Raw genomic sequence first — 24782 nt, 5'->3', positions numbered from 1 at the left:
AATTGATCTAGAATAATTTTTTTATCTTTTTTGAAATAAAAATAATTAACCCAAGGTCTATTCAGGTAAGTCAGCGCATTGAGAGCAAACAAAGGTGAGTTGGCCACCCATTACAATATTTTAAAAGGAAGATAAATTATGAGTTCAATCAAACAAACATCAGTAGCAGTAGCATTAGGTGCAGTTGTAATGAGTGCTGGCCTAGCAACAGAAGTACAAGCAAACCCATTTGGTTTTGAGCAAATGTCTTCAGGTTACCAATTAGACGGTGGTGAAGGTAAATGCGGTGAAGGCAAGTGTGGTGAAGGTAAATGTGGCGGTGACAAAAAAGCCAAAGCAAAAGAAGGAAAATGCGGTGAAGGCAAGTGCGGCGGCGACATGAAGAAAGCCAAAGAAGGCAAGTGTGGCGAAGGTAAATGCGGTGAAGGCAAATGTGGCGGCGACATGAAAAAAGCCAAAGAAGGTAAATGTGGCGAAGGCAAGTGTGGTGGCGACATGAAAGCTAAAGAAGGTAAATGTGGTGAAGGTAAGTGTGGCGGCGACATGCTATAAGCAAGTCGGCTAATACATGATATAAAGGCCTGACTATCAGGCCTTTTTTGTACGAGTTTGGTATGATTTTCATATTGCGCAGATAAAGGAAGTAATCATGACTGAAGTGAGTAGTACGCGTCACCCAAATCCTATGGTCGGGCTAGGATTACGCCGAGAAATGTTAGATGAATTTTGTCAGCAAACGCCTAACCAAATTGAGTTTTTCGAGGTCGCACCAGAAAACTGGATGACGCTTGGTGGCAAGTTTGGCAAGCAATTTAAACAACTCACCGAGCGGCACGCGTTTTTTTGCCATGGTTTGTCTTTATCGATTGGTAGTCCTGAGGTGTTAGACGTTGAGTTTGTCAAAAACATCAAAACCTTTTTAGATGCGCACAATATTGATGTCTACTCTGAGCATTTGTCTTATTGCTCTGGTACAGGGCATATGTATGACTTGATGCCCATTCCATTTACCGATGATGCGGTTAGCTATGTTGCTAAGCGCATTAAGCAAGTCGAAGATATTTTAGAGCGACCATTTATTCTCGAAAATGTCTCTTTCTATGCCGCCCCTGGTGCACAGATGAGTGAACAAGACTTTGTCAACGCTGTGCTGAGCGAGGCTGATTGCCAATTATTGTTAGATGTAAACAACATCTATGTAAATTCGATTAATCATCAATATGATGCATTTGAGTTTCTCAAAGCGATGCCAAGCGAGCGTATTAAATATCTGCATGTGGCTGGGCATTACGAAGAAGATGTTGATTTAAGAGTCGATACCCATGGCGCAGATGTAATTGACCCGGTTTGGAAGTTGCTTGAGCAGTGTTATCAAGTTCATGGTGTGCATCCCACCTTACTTGAGCGTGATTTCAATATTCCGCCCACAAGTGAACTACTGAAAGAGATTAACCAGATTCATGCTTTGCAGCAGCAAGCTATCGCAAGTAAGTCTCCTAATGAGATAGTCGCTTGATGAGACTGATTATTGTCAAACGTATAGATTTTGCTAGATGTTTAGATTTTGCTAAAGGTGTAACAGATGGACTTTAAAGCTCAGCAACAGCAATTTATGGATTACATTAAAAATCCGCAAAATCCCATTCCTGAGGGGATAGAGCCGCGACGAATGACGATTTATCGCGAGCTGTTCTTTAATAATGTCGATGGCTTTGTATCTAGCGCTTTCCCAGTATTAAAAAGCTTGTATTCACAGCAAGCCTGGGGTGATTTAGTGCAGCAGTTTTTTGAGAAACATGACTGCCAAACCCCAATATTTGTTGAGATAGCACAAGAGTTTTTAAGCTTTTTACAAAACGAGTACCAGTTAACCGACGATGATCCGGTATTTATGTTGGAACTGGCACATTATGAATGGTTAGAACTGGTTGTTGCTATATCAAAGCCAAACCCCGCTCAGCAAAAACTTGAGCCTGAACAAGTTAGCCATGAGCCTTTGTGCTTCTCAAGCTTGGCAAGGATTGCTCAGTATGCATTTGACGTGCAGCACATTAGCCTTGATTACCAACCAATTGAGCCACCGCAGCAGCCACAGTTTTTTTGTGTTTATTTAGATGACGTGCAAGAGGTGGCATTTTTGCAGCTTAACCCGTTGAGCGCTCAGGTGCTGGCATATATTGATGCCGCGCAACAGCCAGTGAGTTTCAGTCAAATAACGGATTGGCTGATGACGGCTTACCCAAATATGGCTCAGGAGACGATCAGTGCAGGCTGTTTAGATATGCTTAAACAAATGGCCGAGCAGGGGATTGTTGTCACCACTAAGCAAAGTACTGAATAGCTCGATATTGTAACTGTTCTGAGGGTAGAAATATCCCACAAAATTTATGGTTTTTATTCTGAACACAAATCGCTAGAATGGCGCGACTTTGTGAAGTGAGTCACAAATTCTAGTCGTGTATGGCCTAATGGCTCATGCGAATTTGCGTAAAACAATAATCAGATAGGAACCATTATGAGTCAGCCGTTTAAAGACCCGTTTAACTTTTTATATTTTGTTGGTTTTATTCTTGTTTTGTTGCTGCCAACGCTGCCTGCAAGCTTATCTTTCCTGCGTCTTGCTGGTGTGATTCAATTCTAATCAAGCACTAGAAGCTCAATTGTTCCCTATAAGGCCACCTCAATGAGGTGGCTTTTTGTTTTGGCTCGTCGGTTAGCTTGCATGCAAAACAGTGCTGTAAGTTGAGCGCTAACTAATCAAACGCAACGGCACTATGACTGGTAACGGGGATTAACCATAGTCTATTAAGTTTGATTTTAGCCTTTGATGTTAGACTAAATGCCATGTTTGTAGCGATATAAGTTTAAGTAAATTTACTGTATCGGCGGCAATTAGCTGATAATATCGGCGAGCATTTTATGGCGTATTTGAGTTAAGTACAGATAAGGTTTTCATGGTAATCAAGCGCGGTTTTTTTCTTGTTATTGGTCTGATTAGTTTAGGGCTCGGGTTACTCGGTATTGCAGTTCCTCTGCTGCCTACAGTTCCCTTTATCTTGCTGTCGGCTTATTGTTTTGCCCGCTCAAGCGAGCGATTACATAATTGGTTGATGACTCACCCTTGGTTTGCTGAGGCGTTAAATAGTTGGCAGCAACAACGCGCATTGCCAAAAGCGTTGAAGAAAAAGGCCATGATCATGACCACGCTGAGTTTCGCAGTGAGTATTGCGATTGTGCCTTTGGTATGGGTGAAGATTATGCTTGCCTGTATGCTTTGTGGATTGTTGTTTTACTTAAAATCGATTCCAGATGTACAAGAATGAGGCATGTATCAAGTCGATAAGTTGCAACGCAAGCGGAACAGGCATAAGATCACATCATCTTTACACAAGTCCACATTTGTTGTGGACTTTTTATTGCGCAGAATTAAATTAAGCAACTTAGAGTAATCGTATTATGATGAATCAAGACAGCCTCGCACTAATTAAAGCCAGCATTAAAACTATTCCTGACTACCCAAAGCCAGGCATCATGTTCCGCGATGTCACCAGCTTGTTAGAAGACGCTCAAGCGTACAAAGCAACGATGGCACTGCTTGTGGCACATTATCAATCAAAAGGCTTTACCAAAGTGGTTGGTACAGAAGCGCGTGGTTTCCTTTTCGGCGCGCCATTAGCATTAGAGTTAGGTATTGGTTTTGTTCCTGTGCGTAAACCAGGTAAGTTACCACGAGCAACTGAAGCGCAAAGCTATGAACTTGAATACGGCACCGACACCTTAGAAATTCACACCGATGCCATTGAGCCAGGTGACAAAGTACTTGTAGTAGATGACTTGCTCGCTACTGGCGGCACAATCGATGCAACAGTCCAATTGATCCGTCGTCTAGGTGGTAATGTTGAGCACGCTGCCTTTGTTATTTCACTACCTGAGATTGGCGGTGAAAAGCGCTTGAAAGATCTTGGTCTTGAAGTGATGAGCCTGTGTGAGTTCGAAGGCGAATAATCCCCTTTCTATTTAGGCCATAAAGCTGGGTAATTCTTGCCCTGTGTCAAGTGGCGATATTCCCAGCTAATGGTTGTCAAACAATAGCGTGACTTAGGTTTGCATGTTATTGTTTGGCATCATACTTTGCCAACATCCAGCGTTAGTTAGCCTGCATCTGTTATCGTTAGTCAGTTAACTGAAACCGCCGCTGTATTGCTGTCTAAGTTCAAGTTTTTTCTAGTTTGATTAGTTTGGGGATATTCATGTCATATCAGGTGTTAGCGCGTAAATGGCGACCTGCCACATTTGAGCAAATGGTTGGGCAGTCGCATGTGCTAATGGCGCTGACTAACGCACTGACACAGCAGCGTTTGCATCATGCTTATCTCTTTACTGGAACTCGCGGTGTGGGTAAAACCAGTCTTGCGCGCTTGTTTGCTAAAGGCCTTAATTGTGAGCTAGGTGTGAGTGCAACGCCATGTGGTCAATGCGCTAGCTGCGTTGAAATTGCCGAAGGGCGTTTTGTTGATCTTATTGAGGTGGATGCCGCTTCACGAACAAAGGTTGATGATACTCGCGAGCTGTTAGATAACGTGCAGTACAGGCCAACCCGTGGCCGCTACAAAGTTTACCTGATTGACGAAGTACACATGTTGTCAAAAAGCAGTTTTAATGCACTGCTGAAAACCCTAGAAGAGCCGCCAGAGCATGTAAAGTTTCTGCTGGCGACAACCGACCCTCATAAATTACCTGTAACCGTGTTATCGCGCTGTTTGCAGTTTAATCTGAAGAGCTTGTCGCAAGATGAAATCGCCAATCAACTCAACTTTGTTTTAGGGCAAGAGCAAATAGCTTTTGATGACGCAGCGCTGAATTTACTCGCAAAAGCCGCTAACGGCAGCATGCGTGATGCCTTGAGTTTGACTGATCAGGCGATTGCTTTTAGCAGTGGTCAGGTATTGATTGAGCAGGTTCGCTCAATGCTTGGCAGTATTGATGAGCAACATGTCATTGCGCTACTTAAAGCACTGTGTGATGCTGAAATCGGGCCACTAATGCAATGCTTGCATCGAATTCTGGCCTTCGGCGCTGATGCCGATGAAGTGTTGCGCAGTTTACTCGAACTACTGCACCAAATTACCTTAACTCAATTTGCACCAGCTGCAGCGCAGCAATCGCTATATAGCGAGCAAATTATCAACTTTGCCCAGCAAATATCAGCCGAGCAAATTCAGCTGTACTACCAGTTATTACTGAGTGGTCGTAAAGATCTGCCCCATGCACCAGATCCTAAGTCTGGCTTAGAAATGGCGCTACTGCGCGCGGTTGCTTTCGTGCCTGAAAAATCGACCCAGCGTTGGGTAGTGCAGAACCAAGCTCAGGTCGACCTTGAAGCAAAGCCTATTAGCGAGGTCGTCGAGACCAGCCCAAAGCCAGCTAGCGAGCAAAGCTCTGAAGCAACTGAAGCAGATAGCTTAGAGTCCAATTTAGCCGACAAAGCTGAGGTGGAAGAGCCTGTAGCGTCTCAAGAACCAGTCGTTTCCCAAGAAACAGTCGTTTCTCAAGACGCAGTATCAGCCAGTTCTCAAAACCAAGAACAAGTCTCGTCTCAAGATGTTAATGAGCAAGCTTTGCCGCCGGAGAAACCGACAGTTTCGGAGCAACCCAAGTTAGCAGAACCTGCATCTGAAAATGATGCATCAGAAGCCGAAGATGATCAGCAAGCATTAAATGCAGAGCAAGCAATCTTATTGAGTCAGGCCCAGTCGCTAGGGTTTGAGGTGACTACGCTCGGTAATGAAGATAAATCGCTCGCTAGTGATGAGCCGTGGAAACAAGCTGAAACTCAGACTGACGTCTCTCAGTCACAAGTTGATGAAGCCGCAAATCACTCAGATACAAGCGCAGCTCAGCTTGAAACTCGAGAAGATGCTCAATCAGAGCCAGAGCAGCTGCATACTGCACAAGTGGAAGCTGTGCAGGCTGCAGATACTCAGGTTGCTAACTCTGATACTCAAGCTAGCGCATCGCTCCAAACAAATACCAGCAATGAGGTGAGCGCCGATGATGCGTACCATATGGCAATGGCTGAAATGTCAGAGCAAATGGCTGATGACGATTATCAGTTTGGCTTGATGTCAGATTCTGGTGAGTTGGCAACTGAAACCCAAATAGGTAATAGTGCTGAGATAAGTCATAACGCTAAAATTTCTGAACTAACACTAGAGCAAGCACCTGAACAAACCGTTGCATCTCAACCTAGTGTGATTTCTGAAGCCGTGACATCAAATGAAGATGACGATCTTGATGACATGCTTGATGCTGTATTAAACAGCCGCGCTGAGCTGGTAGCTGATTTAGAAGCGTTAGCCATAGAGCAAAAGAATAATCAAGCTAATGAGGCTGCAGCCGCAAAAAAGAGCGCTAAAGAAAAATCCGCGAAGCCAGTCGAGCCGAAACAGGCTGATTCTGTCACTGCAAGCGCTAATGCCGATACTTACAATGATACTAGTTCTGATGTCGAAAGCTCTGATGTCGCTAACTATGAGGCTAACCGCTCAGAGACTGGCAACTCAAAGATTGGTAACTCAGAAATTAGCAGTGCAGAAGCAAGCCAATTTAATGCACCAGACGCGGTTAAGTCTGAAGATTCATCTGAAGCACCAACAAGTTACACAAGTAGTGAAGATAGACCACCTTGGGTAGAGCCAAGCCCAGAAGAACTTGCGGCGGAAAATCAAGCCGCTTCCCTAGTTGAACAAACATTAGTAGAGCAACCATTGGTTAAGCAGCCATTAGTTGAAGCTAGTCAACAAGCTCAGTCTACTGAAGCTCTAACTCAGCAGTCTCAAGCCCCATCCACTCAAGCTCAGACGGCTCAAATGCAGGCGACTCAAGTACAAGTTACGGGACAGCAATCAAGTGCAGCGCACCCCCAAAGTACAGCGCAAGTAGACGATGCTAGCATTGGTCACTCAAATGCCAATGCTAATGGGCATCAGATAACCGGTGATGAACGTGATTTACAGTGGTACCGGGTAATGAGTCAGGTTAAAGCCGGTGGACGTGTGCGTCAGCTTGGAGTTAACTCTATTTGTCATGGGCTGACATCACCGCTGAAGCTAACGTTAAAGCCAGATCAAAAGCATTTAGCTGCACCTGCGGCAATTTCACAACTTGAGGCGGCATTAACGGATTACCTTGAGCAAGAAACCCGTGTCGAGATTGAAGTTGGCGCAGTGCAAGGGCATGAAACACCGCTAGAGTTGCGTAAACGATTCCATCAAGAATTAACTGCAGGTGCCACGCAATCACTGTTAAATGATGATAGCGTGCAATGGATGATACAAACCCTTGGTGCACAGTTAAATCAAGATAGCGTGTTATACCCAACCGAGCAGTTAAGCCAAATAGGCAACTTAATCCCAGCTAAACATTAGCGGTGAGTTAACGCGATACAATAAAAAGTCATTTTTGGCGTTAGATGATCAATCCTTCATCTCAAAAAGCTAATACTAGCATTGCCAATTAAGTTTATTTCAGTAAGATGGGCTGCATATGAAAGCAGCTTGCTGTCAACGTTAGAGTAAAGAGAAAAGATTATGTTTGGAAAAGGCGGTATGGGCAACTTAATGAAGCAAGCCCAGATGATGCAAGACAAAATGGCGAAGATGCAAGAAGAGATCGCTCGCGCTGAGATGACAGGCGAAGCTGGTGCAGGTCTTGTAAAAGTAACCATGACAGGTGCTCACAATGTTCGTAAGGTTGAGATTGACCCAAGCCTTATGGAAGACGACAAAGAAATGCTAGAAGATCTGATTGCAGCTGCATGTAACGATGCTGCGCGTCGTATCGAAGAGAATCAAAAAGAGAAGATGGCTGAAGTAACCGGCGGTATGCAATTACCACCTGGTATGAAAATGCCTTTCTAAGCATTTACCGCTTAAACGAACAAAGCCAGCTCATTGAGCTGGCTTTGTTGTACTTAGGCTACGTCAACCTGATTAAACGCTACTGATTAGCTTAGTAGGCCGTTCTCGCGCACGTATTGTTCGAATTCAGTGCAGCCACCGATTGGCTTTTCGTCGATGAAGATTTGCGGCACGGTTTCTACAGGCTTACCTACGCTTTTAGACAGGTCAGCTTTTGAGATGCCTTCAGCATGGATATCGACATATTTGAATTTAAAATCATCACGTTGTTCAGTCAGCTTTTCTGAAAGTTCAACGGCACGTACGCAATATGGGCAGCCTGGGCGACCAAAAATAACAACAAACATAATGACTCCTCTTATTAGTGTGAGCAATTTATAACATAAGTTGCAGTTAATGAATAACCTAGATGGCGATAAATTCATCTAACAACATAGCGTTAGCAGTTAAGCGTTTGTTTGTGTGATGCCACTATCATTCATTGCTGACAAGTCGTTAGGTGAAGCGCTTAGCTAAAGTCAGTTTTGTGTCTGCCTTGATAGTCGAAGAAGCTTTCAACGAGATCCCAGCGGTGCTTGTTTTTCTTAAGTAGCAGCATATCAGGCATGCGAAAACGGTCACTGTCTTTAATTACCGCGCTAATCGAATTGTACTGAGGGTGAAGTATCCCCGGCGTTTTGGTGTGCTCTAACACAAAGGTGGCGTAAAATGCTTTGCGCTGAGCGCTGGTGTCAAAGCGGTAGTAACGTTTAAAGTCGTTACCCTCAATGTCTAGGTATTGAATAATAAGCTTGTCATCTTGCTCGCTAAACAGCATTTGCTGGCATTTGAAAAGGTGGTGATGCTGAGATTGCAGTACCTGCTTTAGGCGTTTGTCTGGGTCGATTAAGGTCGAGTCGCAGCAATGACACACTCTGGCGGCAATATCGTTTTCTGCGCCGCAATCAGGGCAAGACTTGGAGCGAAAACGAAAATCGCATTGCACTTGTTTATCACCATTGAATCCATCACTTAGTAGATCAGGTTTGCCATTGAGAGCCTCTGGTTCAACTAACCCCTGACAACGCCTCCCAAAGTGTTCGACTAAATCGCCGTCACCATCGACAATGCCCCAAAAGGTATTTGCAAACTGGCACACAGGGCAGTGGACTTGCACCGGAACTGACTTACTGTTGGGTTTAACTTGACCAACTTCAGGAAAGAACAAGTCGTACCCATTAGCGGCGTAATCAATGACCAAACACTCCTCTTTGTTGTCGCTTAAGCGTAAGCCGCGGCCAACCATTTGTTGAAACAAGCTCACCGAAGCTGTTGGTCTGAGAATCGCGATAAAGTCGACATGAGGCGCATCAAAGCCTGTGGTTAATACTGCTACGTTTACGATGAATTTTATCTCACGGGCTTTAAAGCGAATGATAATGTCGTCACGTTCACTATGCGGGGTGTTAGCTGTAATAAGCGCTGCAGAGTCATTTGTATTTTCTAGAGCAAACTTTTCAAGTAACGCCATGATTTCTTGTGCGTGTCTCACGGTTGCCGCGAATACAATCACGCCTTGTCTTGTGCGGGCAAGGTCGATAATTTGCTTGGTAATTGCTGTGGTTGCACGGCCTTGGTGATTCAGTAGCGAGTCTACTTGCTGCGCGGGGTATTCACCGGTTTCGCTTGGCGTAAGCTCATTAAAGTCATATTGAGCGCTTAAGCCATCAAGCAGTTTTGGCTGAGTTAAAAAGCCTTGTTTGATCAGCGGTCGCATAGGCAGTTCAAATATGCACTTTTCAAATACTGGGTTATCGCTATTGCCAACTTTACCGTGATAGTGAGTACGATAAATCCAGCCGATACCTAAACGATAGGGCGTCGCGGTCAGCCCGAGTAGCTTGATGTTGGGATTTTTGTCTCTCAGCGCGCTAAGCAGTGTTTGGTATTGACTGGTGTCGTCATTAGACACCCTATGGCACTCATCAATAATTACCAGCGAGAAAGCTTGATCAAATTTTTCAATCGCTCTGGCAGCGGATTGCACACTGGCGACCACAGTTTTGCCGCTGGCTTTCTTTTGCTTTAAGCCCGCAGAATAAATGCTGGCTTTGTCGGTCAGTAATCCGACTTTTTCAGCATTCTGCTCAACGAGTTCCTTTACATGGGTCAATACCAACACATTGCCATTGGCAATACGTGCTAACTCAGCAACCACGATGCTTTTACCTGCGCCAGTCGGCAGTACGATTACGGCGGATTGTTGGCTTTGTTTGAAATGGCGAATGGCAGCATCAACGGATTGCTGCTGGTAATCACGAAGTTTAATGGTAGAGGGCACAGACGTTGAATTTACACGCGTATGATTAGTTTGCTCAATATGCTAACACAGCAGCCATCTTGAGTGGCATCAAACTGAGTTATGGAAAGGCTGGATGAGTAAAAAAATGCCCCTCAAATGAGGGGCGATTGAGGAGGGTGAGTCCTCAGGATAGTGTTGTATAACAAGTAAACGGGTTAGCTCGCACTAAGCCAACGCACTACGCCAAGTAGTTAGCTGGCATTAAACAATCGCTTAAGTCAGCTTGTATGAGTTAGCAATTACTCCGCTTTGTTTAAGCGGGTTTCAATTAAGGTATCGATAACCGCTGGATCTGCCAATGTTGACGAATCGCCTAGGTTAGTAATTTCATTAGCAGCAATCTTACGTAAGAAGCGGCGCATGATTTTACCTGAGCGAGTTTTCGGTAAACCGCCAGCAAACTGGATTAAATCCGGTGTGGCGAGGGCACCAATTTCTTTTCGTACCCATTGGCGTAGCTCTAAACGCAGTTCTTCTGTTGCCTCAATGCCGCGAGATAACGTCACGTATGCGTAAATGCCTTGACCTTTAATATCATGCGGATAACCCACCACTGCAGCCTCTGCGACTAACTCGTGTGCAACCAGTGCGCTTTCAACCTCGGCAGTACCTAAGCGGTGACCAGAGACGTTAATGACGTCATCTACACGACCTGTGATCCAGTAGTAGCCATCTTCATCACGGCGAGCACCGTCACCGGTGAAGTACATACCTCGGAAGGTTTTAAAGTAGGTCAGTGCAAAGCGGTCATGGTCGCCATAAACGGTGCGCATTTGCCCAGGCCATGAGTCTAGAATAACTAGGTTACCTTCAGCCGCGCCTTCAATAATATTGCCCATGTTATCAACGAGTGCAGGTTGCACGCCAAAGAATGGACGGGTCGCTGAGCCTGGTTTGGTATCGGTTGCACCAGGCAGCGGGCTAATCAAAATACCGCCTGTTTCTGTTTGCCACCAGGTATCAACAATCGGGCAGTGTTCACGGCCAATAACTTCGTGGTACCAGCGCCAAGCCTCTGGGTTAATCGGCTCACCCACTGAACCCATAATACGTAGCGACTTACCATCAAATCCGTCAAACTGCTCTTTACCTTCGGCCATTAATGCGCGGATAAGCGTTGGCGCGGTATAAAGAATGTTGACGTTGTGACGATCAATCATTTCACCAAGACGCGCTGGTGATGGATAGTTTGGCACGCCTTCATGAATAAGAATGGTTGCGCCATTGGCAAGCGGGCCGTAAACCATGTAAGAGTGACCCGTAATCCAACCTACATCGGCAGTACACCAGTAAATCTCACCATCTTTATAGTCAAATACATACTCATGGGTCATGGATGCATACACCATGTAACCACCAGTGGTGTGGAGCACGCCCTTAGGGTTACCGGTTGAACCTGAGGTATAAAGTAAAAAGAGGGGATCTTCAGCGTTCATTTCTTCATAGGCGCAATGCTCAGAAGCGACGTCCATGATAGATTCCCACCAGATATCGCGACCCTCAACCCAGTTAATATCGCCGCCGGTGCGATTGAGTACAATCACTTTTTCAACGCATTGCACATCAGGGTTAGATAACGCCTGATCAACGCTATCTTTTAGCGGAATTTTACGACCACCGCGAATACCTTCATCGGCGGTGATCACGACTTTTGATTTACCGTCAATCACACGTGATGCGATAGAGTCTGGTGAGAAGCCACCAAATACCACAGAATGAATGGCGCCAATACGCGCACAGGCAAGCATAGCAACAGCCGCTTCTGGCACCATTGGCATGTAAATGGTCACTACGTCACCACGGGCGACACCTTGGCTGCGAAGGGCATTGGCAAACTTACACACATCTGCGTGAAGTTCTCTATAAGTGATTTTTCGCTGCTCAGCGGCGTCATCGCCTTCCCAAATAATCGCTACCTTGTCGCCGTTTTCTTCAAGGTGGCGGTCTAAACAGTTAGCTGAGGCGTTAAGTGTGCCGTCATAAAACCACTCAATCGACAGGTTATGGTCGTCGAACGAGGTTTGCTTAATCTTGCTGTAAGGTTTTATCCAGTCTATGCGTTTGCCATGCTCGCGCCAAAAGCCCTCTGGGTTAACAATGGACTCTTGGTACATCTTTTTATATTGGTCGTTGTTGACCAGTGCATTGTTAGCGATATCGCTAGGAACTTGATATAGAGACTGCGAACTCATAGGGTTTCCCTTTGTAAAATGGCTTATCGAAAGTATCATCCGCTTTTAGGGATGAGCTCCATTAGACCTTGGTCTAGTTTTAAAAAATCCTTAATATTTAGCCCGTTGCGCGTGCTAATATCCTCAACTACTTACGTTACCCTATAGATTATTAGTTGTTCAATTACATCTATATATGTCGTTGTTCTTTATTATGGCGAATACTGATAATCTCGATGTAAATATCACAACAATAATGAATTCTGATGAGCGCGATTTATCTTTCAGGCTTGGCGTCAATCGCTCCTCGTTGGTAAATAAAGTGGAATAAATTATGAACTTAACCCTAGTGGTCGGCGTCATTGCGATTTGCTATGTCACCTTACTGTTTATTCTGGCGTGGGGAGCTGAGCGCTGGTTTACCAAGATCACCAAAAAAGTTCAGGTGTGGATTTATGGCTTAAGTTTGGCGGTTTATTGCTCGTCGTGGACCTTCCTTGGCACCGTTGGGCAGGCTGCAAATGATTTATGGTCGTTCTTACCGATATTTGTCGGCCCCATTATTATTTTTACCTTAGGTTTTGGCATGCTGCGTAAAATGGTGGCGGTGTCCAAAACGCAAAATATCACTTCAGTTGCCGACTTTATTGCCTCTCGGTATGGCAAATCTCAAAGCCTAGCCGCACTGGTTACCTTAATTGCAGTATTTGGCATCATGCCGTATATCGCGCTGCAACTTAAAGCCATGATGCTCAGCTTGAACTTATTTCAAACTGAGCCAAGTAGTACCAGCTCGCTAGCGATGCCAATGCTTATTACGGTCATTTTGGCAGTATTCGCAATTCTATTCGGCACGCGCAAACTGGATGCTACAGAGCACAACCCTGGCATGATGGTGGCGATTGCATTTGAGTCATTGGTAAAGCTCACTGCGTTTTTGCTGGTGGGCTTAGTGATTAGCTTTGGTTATTTTGATGGTTTTGGTGATATTTGGCGTCAAGCTAACGCAGCAGATTTGGTTGAGTTTGGCGAGATACGTGTGGGCGCTTTATTACCTGAGCTTATTGTCGGCATGGCGGCGTTTTTATGTATGCCAAGGCAATTCCACGTTATGGTGGTTGAGTGTGCCGGTGAGAATGTGCTGCAAAAAGGCCGCTGGATTTTCCCTGTTTATATCGCGTTATTTGCCATATTTGTCGCGCCACTGGCTCTGGCGGGCAAGCTGCTGCTTGGCGATGGCGTGTCAGGCGACACTTATGTGATCAACTTGCCGCTTGCTTTAGAGCACCCCTTTATTGCGGTTATCGCCTTACTGGGTACCTTATCTGCGGCTACGGGGATGGTGATTGTTGCAGTGGTGACCATAAGCGTGATGGTCAGTAACGAATGGCTAGTGCCGTTAATGCTCAAAACAGGGCGTATTCGTGAAAAGAACTTTAGCCAGTTTTCTCATTTTTTACTTAATGCCCGTCGTTTAGCCATAGTAGTGATACTCGGCTTTGGCTATTTAAGCTATTTAACCTTGGGCGAAAGCGATTCGCTATCTAATCTAGGCATGCTGTCGTTTGGTGCTTTTGCTCAGCTCGCACCTGCATTAATTGGTGGCTTGTATTGGAAGTATGGCAATCGCTCAGGCGTTTATTTAGGCCTGATTGTTGGCTTTAGCTTGTGGTGTTTGATTTTAGTGCAGGGCGCTGATGGTATTGGTGATAGCCGTATTATTGGTAGCGACACAGGTTTGCTAAGTGCTATCAACCCCAACGTCAGTGATGCATTAATTGCGCTGATTGCCAATATTGTCTGCTATGTACTCGGCTCGCTATGGTTTAGAGCCGGCGTTGCTGAGCGTATGCAAGCCAGCAGTTTTGTTCACCCCGCAATACCTGAAAAAGATAGTAGCAAGCGCTCTGGCCCTATCTCTCAACAAGACTTATTAATCCTTGCTAGCCGTTTTGTGAGTCCAACGCGGGCGTATGAAGCCTTTAGTCGGTTCTCGCCTGATGCGGTAAAAAGTGATGCCTGGCATAAAGCGGCATCTGACGAGCTAATTGCCCATACAGAGCATATGCTATCAGGGGTATTGGGTGCATCGAGCGCCGCTTTGGTGATGGACTCGGTACTTAGAGGGCGCGATTTAGCCTTAGATGAAGTATTTAGTCTGGTTGATGAGGCCTCCTCTAAGATTGTGCTTAGCCAAGACATGCTGCGCGGCGCGATTGAACATGCTTATGAGGGAATGAGTGTGGTCGATAAAGATTTAAATCTTGTAGCCTGGAATTATAAGTATGCCGAGCTTTATCAGTACCCTGAGGGCTTTTTGACACAAGGTATGCCGATTAGTGAAGTCATTCGCTTTAATGCTACCCGAGGCTACTGTGGCGTGGGTGATATTGAAGAGCAAGTTCGTGTGCGCGTGCAGCACATGCTTAACGGCACCGCTCACACCTCTGAGCGACAACGCAAAGACGGTAAGGTGATTAAAATTCAAGGCAACCCTATGCCAAGTGGCGGTTTTGTGATGACCTTTACCGACATTACTCAATACCGTGAGCAAGAAAAGGCATTAACGCTGGCGAATGAAACCTTGGAAGAGCGGGTAAAAGAGCGTACTTATGAACTGGCATTACTCAACAGTGAGTTAATGGAGTCAAAAGCTCAAGAAGAACTAGCCAATGCATCAAAAACCCGTTTTTTGGCAGCAGTGGGACATGACTTAATGCAGCCGCTAAACGCTGCAAGATTATTTACTGCATCATTATCTCAATATCCAAACCTAGATCTTGAAGCCAAGAACACCATTAATCACGTCAATAGCTCATTAAAAACTGCGGGTGAGTTATTAACTGATTTGCTCGATATTTCTAAGCTAGATAGTGGCACCGTTGAAGTGAATCGCCGCGACTTTGCGGTATCAGAAATACTGCAAGGTTTAGCAGTAGAATTTGACGCCATGGCTGAAGATAACAATATCCGCTTTAACACCCAGATTAGTCAGGCGACGGTTAACTCCGACCCAGCATTGCTTAGAAGAATTTTGCAGAACTTTCTCACCAATGCCTACCGTTATGCCAGAGGTGGCAAGGTGCTGCTAGGTTGTCGTCATCGTCAAAATCAGCTAGAAATCCAGGTGCTTGATACTGGCTGTGGCATTGAAAGTGATAAAATAAAAGAGATTTTTCAGGAGTTTAAACGCCTTAATCACCCTAGTAGCCGTAATGTGAGTGGTTTAGGGCTTGGGCTGGCTATCGCTGATCGCATTGCTAAAGTGCTAGGCCATGAAATTAACGTCAGCTCTGAGCTCGGGAGCGGCTCAGTATTCTCGATTATGGTGCCGTTAGGGCAAGCTGCCAGCCAGGTCGTGAGTAAGCCGAAACCTTCGATTGCTCAACCGCTTGCTGGCGTAAAAGTGCTTTGTATCGATAATGAAGAGGCGATTCTAGCAGGGCTTGAATCTTTGCTTACTCGCTGGCATTGCGAAGTGGTGTGCGCCAAAGATCTCAGTGATGCTCGGATTAAACTCGGCCTTAAAGGTGTCGCCCCAGACATTGTACTTGCCGATTATCATTTAGATGATGACCAAAATGGTGTTGATGCTATGGATGGTATTCGTGCGCGCTATGGTGAGCATTTGCCTGGCATCTTAATCACTGCCAACACCAACAAAGCGCTGGTGGAAGATGTCGAGCAGCGCGGTTATCACTATATGGCGAAGATGATTAAGCCTGCGGCGTTGCGAGCGCTAATGTCGAGCTTGGTTAAAGCTAAATAACGCCGGGGTTGATTAGCTTTAATCATAAAGTGATTAAAGCTAAATCAAACCTAACTTTATCGCAAACTACTAGCTAGTCTTGTCATACTCAGCTTCAAGCAGCGCCGCCTTTTGTGCTGCAGGTCTTGTTTGCAACGCTGCGAGGTATTGCATCAGTTGCGGGTAATCATTTAGTAATCCTAGTGCGCCGGCCATTTCAATGATAAATGACAATAGAATGTCTGCAGCAGTAAATTGCTCGCCAACTAACCATTTGTTGTTGGTTAGGTGGTCATTTAAGTAGCCAAGAATAAGTGCCAACTCTTGCTTGCTGTAGCCATCTAAAAAGCGCGTGTCGCTGCCGTCAATTTTTAAGAAGTAGTGCAGCAATAAAGGTAAGGCGGCTGAGCTTTCTGCAAAATGCAGCCACTGCAAATAGGCAGGGTATTGAGCTGAGTCTTTGGCTGGTACCAGCGAGTTTGCAGCACTCTTATCTGCAACATACTTATCAGCTAGGTATTCAGTTATCGCACCTGATTCAGCCAGTACCATATCGTTTTCTTCTATTACTGGTGATTTACCTAATGGGTGAATCGCTTTCAACTCAGCTGGCGCTAGGTTGGTTTCTGCCACGCGCTGATATGCTTTTACTTGATAGGGCACTTGCAGCTCTTCGAGTAACCAGATGATGCGCTTTGAACGAGATTTATTTAAATGGTGCAGAGTGATCATGGTCTTTCGCCTTAAATACAGTCTTGAGTGTCGTGACACTTTAACAATCAAAAATAAATGTTGCAAGCAATTTGATTGCGCGCAATTTATGTGAGAGATTTACTATGCAAATAACAGCTTATTGATAATCAGGTATAATTTAATGAGCATAAAAAAACGGCAGTGAAATCACTGCCGTTTTGATGGTTGACTGTAACTAATGTTTTGACGTCGCAAAGGGAAAGGGCGCTGCCAATTTAGTTAATTTCAGTTATCTAGGGTCTGTTGATCTTTGCTGATTAGAATTTGTTCGAATTAAAAGCACTTTAATCAAGACGCGAGCTATGTAGTTTAGTCGACTAAACAAGTGGCTCGCAACGCAGAGAAAAGTGCTTTTAAACGAACCTTTCAGGCAGCGCTTGTTGTCATTTCTACTGTGTTAACGACTTACTCATGTGGAATAACCACACATCAAAGTCGTTGCCTTGTATAAATTTCCAACAAGCAGCTGCAAAAATAATCTTGGAAGATCAACAGGCCCTTAACAGGCATAAAAAAACGGCAGTGAAATCACTGCCGTTTTGATGTTTGACTGTAACTACGTTTTGACGTCGCAAAGGGAAAGGGCGCTGCCAATTTAGTTAATATCAGTTAAGTAATTACTTCTTTAGGTCTTTGAAGTAGTCAAAGATCACTGGTACGTCGTGGTTACCAAGACCTGCATCTACAGCTGCTTGTAGGCTAGTAGATGTACCTTGTGCGATTAGCGACTCAGTACCTAACTCTTCACAAAGCGCTAGGAAGTAACCTAAGTCTTTGTTTGCGTTGTTGATAGAGAAACCTAGTTTCTCTTCACCGTCTACAGCGTAGAACTTACAGAACTGCATGAATGGTGAGTTAGAAGGACCCGCTGACATGATGTCGAATAGTTGCTGACCGTCTACGCCTGCTTGCTTAGCTACAGCGAATGCTTGAGACATAGTCGCAACAGTGGTCATACCCATGAAGTTGTTAACTAGCTTAGTTACGTGACCAGCACCTAATGCGCCTAGGTGGAATACGTTTTCACCTTGCTCTTCTAGTACAGGCTTAACCTTGTTGAAGGTGTCGATGTCACCAGCAGCCATGATGTTTAGTAGACCATCTTTAGCGTGAGCAGGAGTACGACCTAGTGGCGCGTCAATCATACCAGCGCCTTTAGCAGCTAAGTCAGCACCAATCTTCTTAGTAGAAGCAGGGATAGACGTACCGAAGTCAACTAGTACAGCGCCTTCTTTAATGCCCGCTAGAATACCTTCGTCGCCGTATACAACTTTTTCAACAACAGCAGAAGTTGTCAGACATAACATGACGATGTCAGAGTTTTCTGCAAGTTCTTTAGCAGATGCTGGAGCTTTAGCACCACGCTCAACACATTTAGCAACTGCGTCAGCGTTTAGGTCCATCACATTTAGCTCGTAACCACGGTTTTGTAGGTTTTCAACCATGTTGCCGCCCATAAGACCAAGGCCGATAAAACCGATAACAGGCTTTGTCATAACTAACTCCTAAAATTGAATATAGATAAATCTGGTGTAGATTATTTCATTGCGATGCTTCAATTGTATTACAAATAGGACTGAGTTTGCCAACCATTTTGTTGACCAATTTCATGTTTTTGGACAAACCAGCGCTGAAGAGGTGTAAATTCGCCCATTTGAAATCTAGGATGTGTGAATTTTCGACAAGCCTAGTGACACCTTGTCGTACAAAAGCTTAGCAATGTAGTTTGATTGTTTGATGAAGCTTGCAGAGTTAAGGTCACCATTTATGGTGCACACTCATGGATTGGCACCTTAACCCTGCAATGCTATTTACTAGAACTTGGCGCGAACACCTACAGAGTAACGGCGATCCGCTTCACTATAGTTCCATACCGAGCCTAATTCTGTGGTTTCTTCAATTGGTTCGCCAAGTAGGTTTACTGCGTTGGCAAATACAGTGAAGCTCTCATTAATATCCCAGCTAGCTGAGAAGTCAACTTGACCACGAGCTTCACGGTAACTATTACCTACTGTTGGGTCTGCTTCAGTATCTGCAGTATTTAAACCTAATGCACCTACTGTTTGTACACGCTTAACCACTTGATCGTCTAAATAACGGTCGCGCCAGTTATATGCGATACGGAATTGTAGATCTTCGTTTTCCCAGTAGAACTGTGCATTAGCACTGTGCTTAGAGATTTTCAGCAGTGGGTTACCGTCAGGTTGTTCGCTGTCGGCGTAGGTGTAGTTGGCATTGACACCAAAACCAGACCAGAAATCAGGTAAGAAGGTGAATTGTTGCATGTAAGCAAGCTCTAAACCTTTAACGGTACCGCTGCCACCATTGACTTCAGTATCGATAAGAATACCCGTGTTGCCTGTCGCTTTAGCGGCATCAACGTATGCCTGACCTTGCGCTTCTGTTGCAAAGTTAATCTCGCTTTGGCTTTGACCGGCGGTGTCTAACAAACAGATGTTACCCCACTCAGTCGTGTTTTGACCTTCAATGGTGCTCGAGTCCGCAAGACAGCTACGGCCAGTTTCAGTGAACGAGTTTACATCTTTATAGAAGATTGCTGCAGACATTAAACCGTCTTCAAAATAATGCTCTAGCGATAAGTCATATTGAGTTACACGGTATGGATCTAACTTGTAAGAACCTTGTGTACCCGTTACTAGAGAGTTATCAATATCTAGCGCAGGGCTAAGTTGATCAAAGTCTGCTCGACGCATTACTTTTGCTGCAGCGAAGCGAGCTAGGGTGCTTTCATTAATGTTATAGGTCACGTTTAAGCTAGGTAAAAAGTCGTTGTAGTCATTCTTACCCGTTGTCAGGACTTTGTTGCCATCTGCATCGATAGAGTCAACAACGCTTGATTCAAGCTCTGTTCGGATATAACGGCCACCGAATACTGCTTGTAAGTCTTCAAAATCAAGATGGAACTGAGCGTATAACGCTTGGGTTTTCTCGTTGATCTGTTGATAAGCACCGCTGCTTTCAACCATGTTGTCAGCCAGTGAACCAGTCATTGCATAGTCAGTGTGAGCAAGGATTTGTTTTACTAACTCATAAGTTGCATTGGCATCTTTTAAACGTTCAGCGTCATATACATGGTAAGTCATTAGGTCATTTTGACCATTGATACCAGTTTGGTTAAACGAATTGTTTAAATTAACGGTTTTGAAAGTTCCCGCTAGAATAGGATCATCAATCCATACCGGAGCAAATAATCCATCGGCGTTTTTCGCTTTTTTGTACGAATCTTTTAATGTGCTGCCATTTGGCATTAGATCAAAGCGAGTGGACTTGAAATCACGGTCGGTAAAACGCATACCAGTTTTAACTGCTGCAATCCAGTCAACGCCAACATCAGTAAAGTTAAAGTCGAAGCGAAGTGCTTGTTCTTCATTATCTTTCTGAATGGTCTTGTGGAAAAACTCACGGAACACGAGATTATCTGGATTGGTGAGTACCTCGCTGTCAGCGTAGGTATAACCAGGAATGCCAGAACCTGTATAAAAACTAGATGTGGTGGTATGGGTTACCAGATCCAGTGTTGGGTCAGTTCGCTCAATTGGGCGAAGGTTGAACTCAGATGCGGTTTGCAACTCGTCAGCTTTTGAAATTGAGTACTCTGCTGAAAACTCAATAGTGTCGGTTAGGTTCCACTCGGTGCCAATGGCATGAGAAGTGGTATCTGAGGTAGTAAAGTCACTCCAAGTTTTTGGAATAACAAACGCGCCAACAAGATCATAGTTATGTAACAGGCCGTTATGACCATAGTAGCTGTCGCTGCGCGCTTCTACGCTACCACCAACGTCTAGAATAGAATAAGCAGCTTGGCCACCGTCTAGTTTCGTTGCGTTAAAATCAAGGTAGATGTTGCCGTTCTCGCTTTCAGGAGCCCACTGCAGCGATAAGCCATAAGCGGTACGTTCACGCTCCTCAGTTTTCTGTTCGTTGGTAGACTGCGTTTTGCGTTGGTATTTACCGTTTGGTCCACCCGAGTCATCAACAATGCCATCACCATCGATATCAATATTGTCTTGTAAATCTATCTTATTGAAATACTCGTCACGACGAATTTCACGATCCATATAGGATAGGTTAACCGAAGCACCAAATGTACCAGACTCGCCAAAGTCCCAGTTATTGCCTAGGCCTGCAGAGAACTTAGGCGCAGTGTTTTCGGTTTTATCCGCATACTCTCCCTCTAAAGACACTGCGATGAGTGGTTCAGAAAGTTCGAGAGGGCGAATAGTTTGCATGTTGACGGTGCCACCAAGTGCCCCTTCTATCATTTCGGGTGTTGGTGATTTAATCACTTCAACGGTTTTCAAGAAGCTTGAAGGGAAGTCATCAAGTGAAATACCACCGCGACCAGGCCCCGCTGTTGAGCGTCCGTTAAGTAGGATTAAATTTTCGGTTACACCACGGATAGTAACGTTTTGACCAACACCAAAATCCGACTCAATCGACACACCAGGAATGCGTTGCAGCGCTTCGGCGATGTTGGCATCGGGTAATTTACCAATATCTTCAGCAACAATTGCATCAACAATTCGCGCGTCGGTGCGCTTCATTAAGTTTGCTTGTTTCAAACTACCAAAGATACCGCGAACTTGAATGACTTCTATATTTTCTTGATCATTCGCAGTTTCTTCAGCAATAGCTGGAAGTGCTAGCATGCTAGTTAATGCCGCACCGAACAAAGCAATATTGCTGGCACGATATTTAGCACCGCTAAACAGCTCACTAATCTTATTTAACTTCATATTCCCCCCAAAGAATGTATTGTTTGGCCGCACCATCTTGGTAAGGCCAATCACTGTAGTTAGTAAACGGTGTTAACGTTTATATAACAGCTTACCAATATAGGCAACATTGTATTACCAATAGTTTGTTTTGGTATGCATGAAGGTGGGGCTGTATATTTCGTATAAAAAACAGTTGCTTGGGTTGTTTTTGTCTATTTGGTGATTAAAAGCTCATTGATATGCAACAGGCTTGTAAATTACTGAAATCGTATGCAATTTATGCTTTCTATACAAAATTGAAACTTTTTTGTAAATTTTGTTTATATTGGTAATACAAAAATGTATTACCATGCGGTTTGGTTGCTCGTGGAGGAGAAGTGGTAGAACTCAGTAACTAGCTTAATCGTATACAGGCTGTGGAAATTGAGAGGAGAGCAGCTCGACTATGGCGTTGAGTAACAATGACTCAAACGGCTTGTTTAAGTCATTGTTGTCTCAATATATCGAGTTGTATTGGCGGTATTTTATACCTAGTAATTTATTTTACCCGTTTGAAGGACTCGTTGCTGTGCTTTGCTCAGGGGTAATATTAGCGGCGATGGTTTTCATCGCACCGGTTAATTGAGTTAACTGCGCCTTAGTAATGGTATAAGGCGGGGTAATGTAAATGACATTACCAAAGGGTCTTATCCAAACGCCTAAATCAATAAAGGCTTTTTGCAGTAACCCGATATTGATGGGGCTATCCATTTCTAATACGCCGACCGCACCAATAATGCGCACATCGGTTACGTGTGGTAGGTTAATCGCGTCCTCAAGCTCTTGAGTCATTTGCTCATCTATAGCGCTTACCTGCTGCTGCCAATGACCTTGCTGTAATATCGCCAGGCTTGCATCGGCTGTAGTGCAGGCTAGCGGGTTGCCCATAAAGGTTGGGCCGTGCATAAACACACCGGCTGGTGAGTCGCTGATCCCTTGAGCAACTTTGTCGCTGCATAGCGTAGCCGCAAGTGAGATATAACCACCTGTCAGCGCTTTGCCCAAGCATAAAATGTCGGGCTCAATGCCTGCGTGCTCATAAGCAAATAGTTTGCCTGTACGCCCAAAGCCTGTTGCAATTTCATCAAGAATAAGCAGCACGTCGTATTTATCACATAATGCTCTTACCGCTTTTAAGTACTGCGCGCTGTAAAAATGCATGCCGCCAGCAGCTTGCATTATCGGCTCGATAATTAATGCAGCGATTTCATGGTGGCGTTGCTTTAACACCGCCTCTAGGGCATCAACGTCATCAGTATTCATTGCATCGCCAAATTTACAGCTTGGCGCAGGTGCAAAGATTTGTTCAGTCACCGCTTCATTAAACATGGTATGCATACCGCTGTCAGGGTCACAGACACTCATCGCGGCAAACGTATCGCCATGGTAGCCACGTTTTACCGTGAGCATTTTTTGCTTTTGGGCTGAGGCTTGCTGGTTGTTAGTTTCTTGCCCCTTTCCTTGCCCTTGCCGCTTTCCTTGAAAATACTGCATCGCCATTTTCATTGCGACTTCTACAGCAATTGAGCCGGAGTCAGCTAAAAATACTTTAGTCAGGTTAGGGCTGGTCATCTCCACTAAACGCTTTGAAAGATTTACCGCTGGCGCGTGGGTGAGGCCGCCAAACATCACATGGCTAAGTTGCTGCAACTGATTTTGCATGGCAGATAAAATTTGCTCATTGCCATAGCCGTGAATACACGCCCACCAAGAGCTTGTGCCGTCAATCACTACCTGGCCGTCAGCTAATGTTAGTTCACAGCCTTGGGCAGACGTTACACCGGTCACTTCAACAGGGTTGGTCATTGAGGTGTAAGGGTGCCAAATGTGCTTTTTGTCGAATTCAAAATCAATTTCAGAGGGAGTATGCTTAGTGGTGTTCATTTTTTAACCGTTAGTATAGTTTGCGCCACTGGTCAGATTGACAGTTTACGGCCTCAAAGTATCCTAGCCAACAGAAAATCATAAAAAGGATAGGTTGTTATGTCGTTAGCTATTGTTCGTCACGATTGGACTAAAGCTGAAATTGAAGCTCTCTTTGCGTTGCCAATGAATGATCTCTTGTTTAAGGCGCATAGTATCCATCGTGAAAACTTTGACCCTAACGAAGTGCAGATAAGCCGTTTACTTTCGATTAAAACTGGTGCTTGTCCTGAAGATTGTAAGTATTGCCCGCAAAGTGCTCGTTATGACACGGGGCTTGAAAAAGAGCGCTTAATGGAAATTGAAAAAGTGCTAACCGAGGCAAAAAGTGCCAAAGCCGCGGGTGCATCACGTTTCTGTATGGGCGCAGCCTGGCGTAACCCGCGTGAGCGCGACATGCCATACCTAACGCAGATGGTAAAAGATGTTAAAGCACTGGGCATGGAAACCTGTATGACACTGGGCATGTTGTCAAAAGAGCAGTCTGATCAGTTAGCAGACGCTGGCTTAGATTATTACAACCACAACCTAGATACCTCACCTGAGTACTATGGCGACATTATTACCACGCGTACCTATCAAAATCGTTTAGATACCCTAGACAATGTGCGCGCATCAGGCATGAAAGTTTGCTCTGGCGGTATTGTCGGCATGGGTGAGCAAGCAAGTGATCGTGCAGGTCTTATTCAGCAGCTCGCTAATATGGATAAGCACCCAGATTCTGTACCAATTAATATGCTGGTTAAAGTTGCAGGTACGCCATTTGAGAAGCTAGATGATCTCGACCCGCTTGAGTTTGTCCGCACCATTGCTGTTGCCCGTATTACTATGCCACTGTCGCGAGTTCGTTTATCAGCTGGGCGCGAGAATATGACCGAAGAGCTACAGTCTATGTGTTTCTTTGCTGGTGCCAACTCAATTTTCTATGGCTGCAAACTACTTACCACACCAAACCCAGAAGAAAACGACGACATGATGTTGTTTAAGAAACTGGGCTTGCACCCTGAGCAAGGTCCTCAAGCCGTTGCTGATGCCGATCTTGATAAAGATGAGCAACTTATTGCTAGCGCAAAAGCCAAAAAAGATCGTGACACCATGCAGTTTTATGATGCAGCTGCGCTGTAACACTTAACTGGCAGTTCGATAAAG

Annotated in this window: 17 protein-coding genes; 10 read left to right on the top strand and 7 right to left on the bottom strand. The window is 44.8% G+C overall.

The window, feature by feature from the left end:
* The first annotated feature begins 138 nt into the window (after positions 1 to 138).
* From G3R49_RS17780 to G3R49_RS17750, 8 genes are all read left to right on the top strand, one after another.
* Positions 139 to 552, top strand: a complete 414-nt coding sequence (locus G3R49_RS17780) for a hypothetical protein (protein ID WP_167870564.1) — start codon at positions 139 to 141, stop codon at positions 550 to 552.
* 97 nt (positions 553 to 649) lie between these two features.
* Positions 650 to 1516 (top strand): DUF692 domain-containing protein, encoded by an 867-nt coding sequence (locus G3R49_RS17775; protein ID WP_245335402.1) that lies wholly within the window; start codon positions 650 to 652, stop codon positions 1514 to 1516.
* Positions 1517 to 1582: 66 nt separating this feature from the next.
* The gene (locus G3R49_RS17770) at positions 1583 to 2341 is read left to right on the top strand and encodes a DUF2063 domain-containing protein (protein ID WP_167870563.1); all 759 of its coding nucleotides are present in this window, start codon (positions 1583 to 1585) and stop codon (positions 2339 to 2341) included.
* 174 nt (positions 2342 to 2515) lie between these two features.
* On the top strand, positions 2516 to 2641 hold the full coding sequence (locus G3R49_RS20260; RefSeq protein ID WP_278044722.1) for a hypothetical protein: 126 nt from the start codon (positions 2516 to 2518) through the stop codon (positions 2639 to 2641).
* Between the two features lie 313 nt (positions 2642 to 2954).
* Positions 2955 to 3323 (top strand): YbaN family protein, encoded by a 369-nt coding sequence (locus G3R49_RS17765; RefSeq protein ID WP_167870562.1) that lies wholly within the window; start codon positions 2955 to 2957, stop codon positions 3321 to 3323.
* Positions 3324 to 3453: 130 nt separating this feature from the next.
* The gene (gene apt, locus G3R49_RS17760; protein WP_207234137.1) at positions 3454 to 4005 is read left to right on the top strand and encodes an adenine phosphoribosyltransferase; all 552 of its coding nucleotides are present in this window, start codon (positions 3454 to 3456) and stop codon (positions 4003 to 4005) included.
* A 245-nt stretch (positions 4006 to 4250) separates the two neighbouring features.
* Entirely contained in the window at positions 4251 to 7427 is a 3177-nt protein-coding gene (gene dnaX, locus G3R49_RS17755) for a DNA polymerase III subunit gamma/tau (RefSeq protein WP_167870561.1), read from the top strand.
* Between the two features lie 162 nt (positions 7428 to 7589).
* Complete coding sequence (locus tag G3R49_RS17750; protein WP_130602497.1) at positions 7590 to 7919, top strand: YbaB/EbfC family nucleoid-associated protein; 330 nt, start codon at positions 7590 to 7592, stop codon at positions 7917 to 7919.
* Between the two features lie 86 nt (positions 7920 to 8005).
* Here G3R49_RS17750 and G3R49_RS17745 read toward each other — a convergent pair whose 3' ends face one another.
* From G3R49_RS17745 to acs, 3 genes are all read right to left on the bottom strand, one after another.
* Positions 8006 to 8266, bottom strand: a complete 261-nt coding sequence (locus G3R49_RS17745) for a GrxA family glutaredoxin (protein WP_130602499.1) — start codon at positions 8264 to 8266, stop codon at positions 8006 to 8008.
* Between the two features lie 161 nt (positions 8267 to 8427).
* Entirely contained in the window at positions 8428 to 10239 is a 1812-nt protein-coding gene (locus tag G3R49_RS17740; RefSeq protein WP_348633941.1) for a DEAD/DEAH box helicase, read from the bottom strand.
* A 260-nt stretch (positions 10240 to 10499) separates the two neighbouring features.
* Positions 10500 to 12452, bottom strand: a complete 1953-nt coding sequence (acs, locus tag G3R49_RS17735; RefSeq protein WP_167870560.1) for an acetate--CoA ligase — start codon at positions 12450 to 12452, stop codon at positions 10500 to 10502.
* A 313-nt stretch (positions 12453 to 12765) separates the two neighbouring features.
* On the opposite strand from acs, the gene G3R49_RS17730 reads away from it, so the two are divergent.
* Complete coding sequence (locus G3R49_RS17730; protein WP_130602503.1) at positions 12766 to 16200, top strand: PAS domain-containing hybrid sensor histidine kinase/response regulator; 3435 nt, start codon at positions 12766 to 12768, stop codon at positions 16198 to 16200.
* A 69-nt stretch (positions 16201 to 16269) separates the two neighbouring features.
* Here G3R49_RS17730 and G3R49_RS17725 read toward each other — a convergent pair whose 3' ends face one another.
* The 4 genes from G3R49_RS17725 to bioA form a co-directional block, all read right to left on the bottom strand.
* On the bottom strand, positions 16270 to 16911 hold the full coding sequence (locus G3R49_RS17725) for a glutathione S-transferase family protein (RefSeq protein WP_167870559.1): 642 nt from the start codon (positions 16909 to 16911) through the stop codon (positions 16270 to 16272).
* A gap of 638 nt (positions 16912 to 17549) precedes the next feature.
* Positions 17550 to 18428, bottom strand: coding sequence for an NAD(P)-dependent oxidoreductase (locus G3R49_RS17720; protein WP_130602507.1), 879 nt, complete (start codon positions 18426 to 18428; stop codon positions 17550 to 17552).
* A 318-nt stretch (positions 18429 to 18746) separates the two neighbouring features.
* Positions 18747 to 21689 (bottom strand): TonB-dependent receptor, encoded by a 2943-nt coding sequence (locus tag G3R49_RS17715; protein ID WP_167870558.1) that lies wholly within the window; start codon positions 21687 to 21689, stop codon positions 18747 to 18749.
* A gap of 525 nt (positions 21690 to 22214) precedes the next feature.
* Positions 22215 to 23594: an adenosylmethionine--8-amino-7-oxononanoate transaminase gene (gene bioA, locus G3R49_RS17710; RefSeq protein WP_167870557.1), complete on the bottom strand. Its 1380-nt coding sequence runs from the start codon at positions 23592 to 23594 to the stop codon at positions 22215 to 22217.
* A 99-nt stretch (positions 23595 to 23693) separates the two neighbouring features.
* Between bioA and bioB the strand changes: the two genes are divergently transcribed.
* Positions 23694 to 24758: a biotin synthase BioB gene (bioB, locus tag G3R49_RS17705; RefSeq protein ID WP_130602513.1), complete on the top strand. Its 1065-nt coding sequence runs from the start codon at positions 23694 to 23696 to the stop codon at positions 24756 to 24758.
* The last annotated feature ends 24 nt before the right edge of the window (positions 24759 to 24782 follow it).

Source organism: Shewanella sp. WXL01 (genome assembly GCF_012263345.1).
Taxonomy (GTDB): domain Bacteria; phylum Pseudomonadota; class Gammaproteobacteria; order Enterobacterales; family Shewanellaceae; genus Shewanella; species Shewanella maritima.
Note: the sequence above shows the minus strand (reverse complement) of the source record. Positions and strands in the feature narration are given on the sequence as shown.

Excerpts from the sequence above, each read along its gene's own strand:
- G3R49_RS17780 (WP_167870564.1), top strand. The coding sequence starts at position 139 with ATGAGTTCAATCAAACAAACATCAGTAGCAGTAGCATTAGGTGCAGTT.
- G3R49_RS17775 (WP_245335402.1), top strand. The coding sequence starts at position 650 with ATGACTGAAGTGAGTAGTACGCGTCACCCAAATCCTATGGTCGGGCTA.
- G3R49_RS17770 (WP_167870563.1), top strand. The coding sequence starts at position 1,583 with ATGGACTTTAAAGCTCAGCAACAGCAATTTATGGATTACATTAAAAAT.
- G3R49_RS20260 (WP_278044722.1), top strand. The coding sequence starts at position 2,516 with ATGAGTCAGCCGTTTAAAGACCCGTTTAACTTTTTATATTTTGTTGGT.
- G3R49_RS17765 (WP_167870562.1), top strand. The coding sequence starts at position 2,955 with ATGGTAATCAAGCGCGGTTTTTTTCTTGTTATTGGTCTGATTAGTTTA.
- dnaX (WP_167870561.1), top strand. The coding sequence starts at position 4,251 with ATGTCATATCAGGTGTTAGCGCGTAAATGGCGACCTGCCACATTTGAG.
- G3R49_RS17750 (WP_130602497.1), top strand. The coding sequence starts at position 7,590 with ATGTTTGGAAAAGGCGGTATGGGCAACTTAATGAAGCAAGCCCAGATG.
- G3R49_RS17745 (WP_130602499.1), bottom strand. The coding sequence starts at position 8,266 with ATGTTTGTTGTTATTTTTGGTCGCCCAGGCTGCCCATATTGCGTACGT.
- acs (WP_167870560.1), bottom strand. The coding sequence starts at position 12,452 with ATGAGTTCGCAGTCTCTATATCAAGTTCCTAGCGATATCGCTAACAAT.
- G3R49_RS17730 (WP_130602503.1), top strand. The coding sequence starts at position 12,766 with ATGAACTTAACCCTAGTGGTCGGCGTCATTGCGATTTGCTATGTCACC.
- G3R49_RS17725 (WP_167870559.1), bottom strand. The coding sequence starts at position 16,911 with ATGATCACTCTGCACCATTTAAATAAATCTCGTTCAAAGCGCATCATC.
- G3R49_RS17720 (WP_130602507.1), bottom strand. The coding sequence starts at position 18,428 with ATGACAAAGCCTGTTATCGGTTTTATCGGCCTTGGTCTTATGGGCGGC.
- G3R49_RS17715 (WP_167870558.1), bottom strand. The coding sequence starts at position 21,689 with ATGAAGTTAAATAAGATTAGTGAGCTGTTTAGCGGTGCTAAATATCGT.
- bioA (WP_167870557.1), bottom strand. The coding sequence starts at position 23,594 with ATGAACACCACTAAGCATACTCCCTCTGAAATTGATTTTGAATTCGAC.
- bioB (WP_130602513.1), top strand. The coding sequence starts at position 23,694 with ATGTCGTTAGCTATTGTTCGTCACGATTGGACTAAAGCTGAAATTGAA.